Source organism: Microcoleus sp. CAWBG27 (genome assembly GCF_020883145.1).
Classification (GTDB): Bacteria; Cyanobacteriota; Cyanobacteriia; order Cyanobacteriales; family Microcoleaceae; genus Microcoleus.
The window spans coordinates 42,443-49,008 of record NZ_JAHREU010000012.1 but is presented as its reverse complement, the minus strand read 5'-3'; the positions used below and the strand labels follow the sequence as shown (position 1 = coordinate 49,008).

Annotated in this window: 4 protein-coding genes; 2 read left to right on the top strand and 2 right to left on the bottom strand. The window is 45.2% G+C overall.

Annotated features, from left to right (window positions below; genetic code table 11):
• Positions 1–6: 6 nt before the first annotated feature.
• Together QZ938_RS09465 and QZ938_RS09460 are read right to left on the bottom strand one after the other, a co-directional pair.
• Positions 7–444: a thiol-disulfide oxidoreductase DCC family protein gene (locus QZ938_RS09465; RefSeq protein WP_293151999.1), complete on the bottom strand. Its 438-nt coding sequence runs from the start codon at positions 442–444 to the stop codon at positions 7–9.
• Between the two features lie 193 nt (positions 445–637).
• Positions 638–3,688: a PAS domain S-box protein gene (locus QZ938_RS09460; RefSeq protein WP_293350955.1), complete on the bottom strand. Its 3,051-nt coding sequence runs from the start codon at positions 3,686–3,688 to the stop codon at positions 638–640.
• Between the two features lie 376 nt (positions 3,689–4,064).
• Between QZ938_RS09460 and QZ938_RS09455 the strand changes: the two genes are divergently transcribed.
• Positions 4,065–5,258, top strand: coding sequence for an NAD(P)/FAD-dependent oxidoreductase (locus QZ938_RS09455; RefSeq protein ID WP_293350952.1), 1,194 nt, complete (start codon positions 4,065–4,067; stop codon positions 5,256–5,258).
• A 296-nt stretch (positions 5,259–5,554) separates the two neighbouring features.
• Positions 5,555–6,274 (top strand): HAD-IA family hydrolase, encoded by a 720-nt coding sequence (locus QZ938_RS09450; RefSeq protein ID WP_293350949.1) that lies wholly within the window; start codon positions 5,555–5,557, stop codon positions 6,272–6,274.
• Positions 6,275–6,566: the final 292 nt, after the last annotated feature.

Genomic DNA, 6,566 nt, shown 5'->3' with positions numbered 1-6,566 from the left:
TCCTCACTACGAACCTGATTTTAAGTCTTGAGTGTCGCAATTGTCGATCGACCTACAGCCCACTGGATAAGCCGATTTGTAAGTTGTCGATCGCTTGCCAAACAAAGTATAGCGGTTATCGCGCACTTGTTCGTACAGGCGATCGCCCATCCACTTCATCCCCGGCATTGCCCGGTAAGCTGCCACAAATACCTCGCCAGCAGGCAATATCCGCCCGATTTCCTCGGCTGCATCGCTACCTTGCCAGCGTTTTTCGGGATTATTCTTATCTATCAAAATCATCCCCATTTCGCAATCCTCAGCAGTTATATTAAACCGCTTTAATCCCTCTAAATCTTGCATGGAAATATACTCAAATTTCTGGCCTCGATCTAGATTTTCAAGTGACTGCACCAAGGTGACGCAGAGATTGCAATTGCCGTCGTAAATTACGTTATAATTCATAAGTCAATAACCTAGAAAACTGGGCGGTTGAAACCGCTTCTATACAAGCAAAACCCGCCTCCGCTGGTTGAAGGCAATGCGGTTAAAATACATTATCTTCTTCAGTCCGCGGAGGCGGACATTGTTTGTATAGACGCGGTTTCAACCGCCGTCTGATCTATGGAATTATAACTCATAATTTCCAATTTTACCGCTAACTTCTAGCGACAGGAATCTCGATCGCAAATTCCGTACCTTGACCCGGTGCGGAATTGCACTTCAGCCGCCCGCCGTGCTTTTCCACCACAATTTGATAACTGATAGACAGCCCCAAACCAGTACCTTTCCCCGGTTCTTTCGTAGTAAAAAACGGATCGAACAGCCTTTCATGAACATCTATCGGAATCCCCGGCCCGTTGTCAGCAATCCGAATCACAATATAAGCAGGACGGCGAATAGAATCAGCACAAACAGCAGCCTGTTCGTATTTTACCTCAGTACAAATCCGCAGCGTCGGCGAAGGACAAGAAGGAATAAACGCCTGTTCCCCGTCGCCCCACTTTCCGGTTTCCATTGCCTCTTCCAAAGCATCAATTGCATTGCCAATAATATTCATAAATACCTGATTCAACTGTCCTGCATAACACTGTAAGCGGGGCAAATTGCCGAACTCTTTAACCAGCGTAATTTTCGGATGTCCTGCTGTTTCTTTCAACCTGTGCTGCAAAATCAACAAAGTGCTGTCAATCCCTTCGTGAATGTCCACCTGTTTTTGTTCTGCTTCATCCAATCGCGAGAAATTCTTCAGTGACAGCACAATCTGGCGAATTCGCTCGGCTCCCATTTTCATTGAACTTAATAGCTTTGGCAAATCTTTGAGCAGAAATTTCAAATCTATATCATCTATTTCTTCTCGAATTGCCTCTGTTGGTTCCGGGTATTCGCACTGGTAAAGTTTCAGCATTTTTAGCAAGTCTTGAAAGTAATCGTCAGCGTGCATGACGTTGCCGTAAATGAAGCTAACTGGATTGTTGATTTCGTGAGCGACGCCAGCTACTAATTGCCCCAAACTTACCATTTTTTCATTTTGAACCATCATGCTTTGAGTTTTATGCACGTCCCGCAGGGCTTTCGCTAATTCTTCATTTTTAGTCCTCAATTGACTTTCGGAAAGCCGCACTGCTTCTTCGGCTTGTTTGCGATCGGTAATATTTTTGCGAATTGCTACATATTGATGGGGTTCTCCCCGAGAATTTAAGAAAGGTACAATCGTAGTATCCAACCAGAATAATCTGCCGTCTTTAGCTTGATTTTTCATTTCTCCCCGCCAAACATTTCCCTGGCGGATTGTTGACCAAAGCTGCTTGAAAAAATCAGTTGGGTGATAGCCGGAATTGACAAGTTTGTGGGTTTTGCCGTTCAATTCTTCCCGAGAATATTTAAACAGTTCGCAGAATTGATCGTTGACGTAGGTAATAACGCCGAATTCGTTGGTATTTGAGACAATTGCCGATTGATCTAAGGCAAATTTTTCAAATTCTAATTCTTGGAGAGTTTGGCGCAATTCTGCTTCGGCTTGTTTGCGATCGCTAATATCGGTAATCATCCGCAAAACCCCCGCAAATTCGCCGTCAGCGTCGAACATTGGTGTCGCTGAGACGATCGCCCACAAGTGAGAGCCATCTTTGCGGGTAAACTGAAAATCGTGGCGTTCGCGAATGCCTTGCCGCCTGCGCTCTACATAACTTTCGGCTATTTCCCGAGCCTCGTCATCGATAAACTCAAATAGCGATCGCCCCAGCATTTCCTCCACAGTATACCCCAGCATTTCGGCCATCCGACCGTTCGCAAAAGTCGTGCTGCTGTCGGCGTCAAACATCCAAACGCCCTCCGAAGCAGTTTCGACGATGCAGCGGTAATAACTCTCGCTTTCCCTGACAGATTCAGTAGCTTGTTTGCGATCGGTAATATCAGTTTCCACCGCAATAAAACCTTCAAGTTCCCCGGTTTCTCGATAAATTGGGGCGATCGAAAGCGCCACCCAATAACCCTTTCCATCCTTCCTGTAATTGTAAATTTCCTGATTAAACGGCTCGCCTGTATCCAAAGCCGATCGCAGTTCAGCAATAGTTAACGGATCTGTTTGAGGGCCTTGCAGCACATCACCCGGTTTTTTTCCCAGCATTTCTTCTAACACGTAACCGCTAATCCGAGTAAATGCTTCATTCACCCATTCAATGCAGCCTTGAGCATCAGTAATAATCACACCATTTTGCGTTTTTTGAGCCACGATCGCCAAGCGCGACAATTCTGTTTCAGTTTTTTTGCTTTCGGTAATATCTTGAGAAATACCCAGAATGTACTTAGGCGAGCCATCTGCGTCAAACAAAGGAACTTTTTTCGTGTGTAAAATCCGTTTTCCCCGGTGCGGAAGTTGGATAATTTCTTCTGGTATATCAACCTCTTTTCCCGTGGCAAATACTTCTAAATCTTGTGCTTGCAAGTAATTGGCCTGATCTGCTTCCAACAAGTCAGCAGCATTATTTCCCAGCACTTCGTCCCTCGAATAGCCAAACAATTCTTCGCTAGCAGCATTCCAATAAATAAATCTTTGTTCCACCGCATCTTTAATAAAGACGCTAACCGGCAGATTTTGCAGTACCGCATTCAGAAAATCTTGAGTGTTTCGCAGCTTTTCCTCAGCGCGCTTGCGCTCAGTAATATCCAAAATCACTCCGTCGAGATAGACAACCAGACACAGAGAATTTGCGATCGGCGAAACCGACGAAACTACACCCGACAAAAATTCCTCAATTTCCCCTTGTTCCTCTTGTCTTTCTCTAGCCTCATCTCCCTCGCCACAAACAGCTTGACCTTTTTCGTAAACCCAGCTAATTTCGCCGTCAGCCCGAAAAATGCGGTATTCCAGGATATACGGAGTTCTAGTTGCTACACTTTTTTTGATAGCCTCCTCCATGTTTTTTCGGTCTTGAGGATGGATAATGCTCGCAAAAGAACGGACGCGATCGTTGATAAAATCAGAGGATGGATAGCCAGATATTTCTTGAACAGCCTCGCTCAAAAACGCCATTGTCCGTATTAATTCGCCGTCGGGCCCCGTCCAGTCACAGTTGCAGCGGTATACAGCACCGGGAATATTAGCTACTAAATTTTTATATCGTTCTTCGCTGCTTAACAAAGATGAGCTGTCTTCGTTATGGCGATCGCCATTCTTAAATTTAGAAGAATTCGAGGAAATTTGCATGATTTTTTCACTTGTGACTGCCGGGGCAAGTGTTAGGGTAGATGGCTGTATTAAAAGTGAATTTAATTGGCGAAATAATACGCTATCAACTAATATAGTACAACATTACTTATCCGAACATTCAAAAATTTTGAGGGTGGCTAATAGGCAGAGCTAATCAAGGATATTATGTAGAAGGCAGAAGGCTGTTCGGCAAGGGATTGTATAACCTGTATAACGGATGTAACGGATGTAACGAATGGATGTTGAGAGAAAATTTTTCCAATTCTCCAACTCCTCCAATCCCGAAATCCCGGACTCTCCCGCTCCCCCAATCCTCCACTCTCGTTACAATAAGATAAGTTGCCTTGCTACCGATCGCCCTCAAACAAAAACCATGACTCAACAACAACCCCGGATTTGCATTCTCGGCGGAGGCTTCGGCGGACTCCACACAGCCCTGCGCTTGAGTCAGTTACCCTTCTCCAAAACCGAAAAACCCGAAATAGTCCTAGTTGACCGTCGCGATCGCTTCCTGTTCGTTCCCCTACTGTACGAGCTCCTCACCGCCGAACTCCAAACCTGGGAAATCGCCCCGCCCTTTGCGGAACTCTTGCAAAACACAGGCGTGCGCTTTTGTCAAGGCACAGTCTCCGGCATCGACGTGGAGTCCAAGCGAGTGCAGTTGCACGACGGGCCAGAAATTCCGTGCGATCGCCTAGTATTAGGTTTAGGTGGCGAAACACCCCTAGATATGGTAAAAGGAGCCGTTGAATACGCTTATTCCTTCCGCAGCCTCGACGACGCCTACCGCTTGGAAGAAAGACTGCGGTTTCTCGAAGCTAGCAACCCCGACAAAATTAGGATTGCGATCGTCGGCGCCGGTTATTCGGGAGTAGAATTAGCTTGTAAATTAGCCGATCGACTCGGAGACAAAGGTCGCGTCCGATTAATCGAGCAAGGCGACACGATTTTGCGGACATCACCCGAGTTCAACCGCGAAGCCGCCAACAAAGCATTAGAAAAACGCAAAGTCTGGATCGACTTAGAAACAGCAGTAGAGGCGATCGAATCCGACACCATATCCTTGCTCTACAAAGGACAATTAGATGTTCTTCCCGTAGACATAGTATTGTGGACAGTAGGAACCCAAGTTAGTCAAGCAGTGCGATCGCTCCCCCTGAAACAAAACCACCGCGGTCAATTAATAGTTAACTCCCAGATGCAAATCATCGACCATCCAGACATATTTGCCTTGGGAGACTTAGCCGAATGTCACGACGCAACAGGTCAAAAAATCCCATCCACAGCGCAAACAGCATTCCAACAAGCTGACTACACCGCCTGGAACATATGGGCCTCGTTGAGCGATCGACCATTACTACCTTTCCGGTACCAGCCGCTAGGAGAAATGATGACATTAGGAATAGACGAAGCCACCCTGACAGGTTTAGGAATCAAACTCGACGGACAACTAGCACACATTGCTCGCCGCCTAGCCTACCTCTATCGAATGCCAACATTTGACCACCAACTAAAAGTTGGTTTCAACTGGATTAGCAAGCCGATTCAGGAGTTGCTGAAAAAGTAATATAGCGGTTATCAGAAAGATGAGGTACGTTGTTGGGCTTGGGCCCTCTTGATTTAAATGGTTATGTAAGCTGTCAGTTATACCTCATCTTTTTGAGAAAGGCTATAGATAAGACGGCGAATAGAATTCGCGTCTACACAAACTATGTCCGCCTCCGCGGACTGAAAAAAATAACTTAATGACCTTCGCCCAGTCTTATTCTGATTCTTCAACCTGCGGAGGCAGGTTTTGTTTGTGTAGACGCGAATTCTATTCGCCCGGTATTCTATTACTCGTTTTCAAATTTATTCTAACCAATGACAAAAATTATCTTTTTAGATGCAGCAGGCACACTATTTTACGTTCGCGGTAGCGTCGGCGAAGTCTACGCAAAACTAGCCAAAAACTTCGGAGTAACAGTTAATAGTAAAGACTTAAATACAGCATTTTACCAAAGCTTCGCCTCAGCAAATCCGATGACATTTCCAGGAATCGAAGCAGCAAAAATTCCCCAACTAGAATTTGAGTGGTGGCTAGCAGTTTCGGCAAAAGCTTTTCAAATAGCAGGCGTTTTCAATCAATTTTCAGACTTTCCCAAATTTTTTGCCGAACTCTACGCTCATTTTGCCACCCCCGAACCTTGGTTCGTCTATCCCGACGTATTCCCAGCATTAAATAAATGGCAGCAACAAGGAATCGAATTAGCAGTAGTCTCGAATTTCGATTCGCGACTTTATCCAGTATTAAAAGCCCTCAATTTAGCAGAATATTTCACATCAGTCACAATTTCCACCGAAGTTGGTGCAGCCAAACCCCAGCCGGAAATTTTCACTGCAGCTTTACAAAAGCACAACTGCACAGCCGAGAATGTCTGGCATATCGGCGACAGCTTCAAAGCCGATTATTGCGGTGCCAAATCCGCAGGCTTAAAAGCAATTTGGTTGAACAGAGAACAGGAAAAAGTAGCAACAGACAAATTGCCTTTAACAGAAACGAAATTAGAACAGTGCAGCCGCCTTGATTATTTGGCAATTTAACCTGATAATGATCGAGATGTAAAATCGTGTCCGCTCAATTACCCGCAATACAAAAGGTTTGTAGTGAGGACTTTAGTCCTCTCCAAATGCGGACTAAAGTCCTCACTACAAACCAATCTTAGTACGATCGTTAGAACAGTGCAGCAGCCTCGATTATTTGGCAGCTTAACCTGATAATGATCGAGATGTAAAATCGTGTCCGCTCAATTACCCGCAATACAAAAGGTTTGTAGTGAGGACTTTAGTCCTCTCCAAATGCGGACTAAAGTCCTCACTACAAACCAATCTTAGT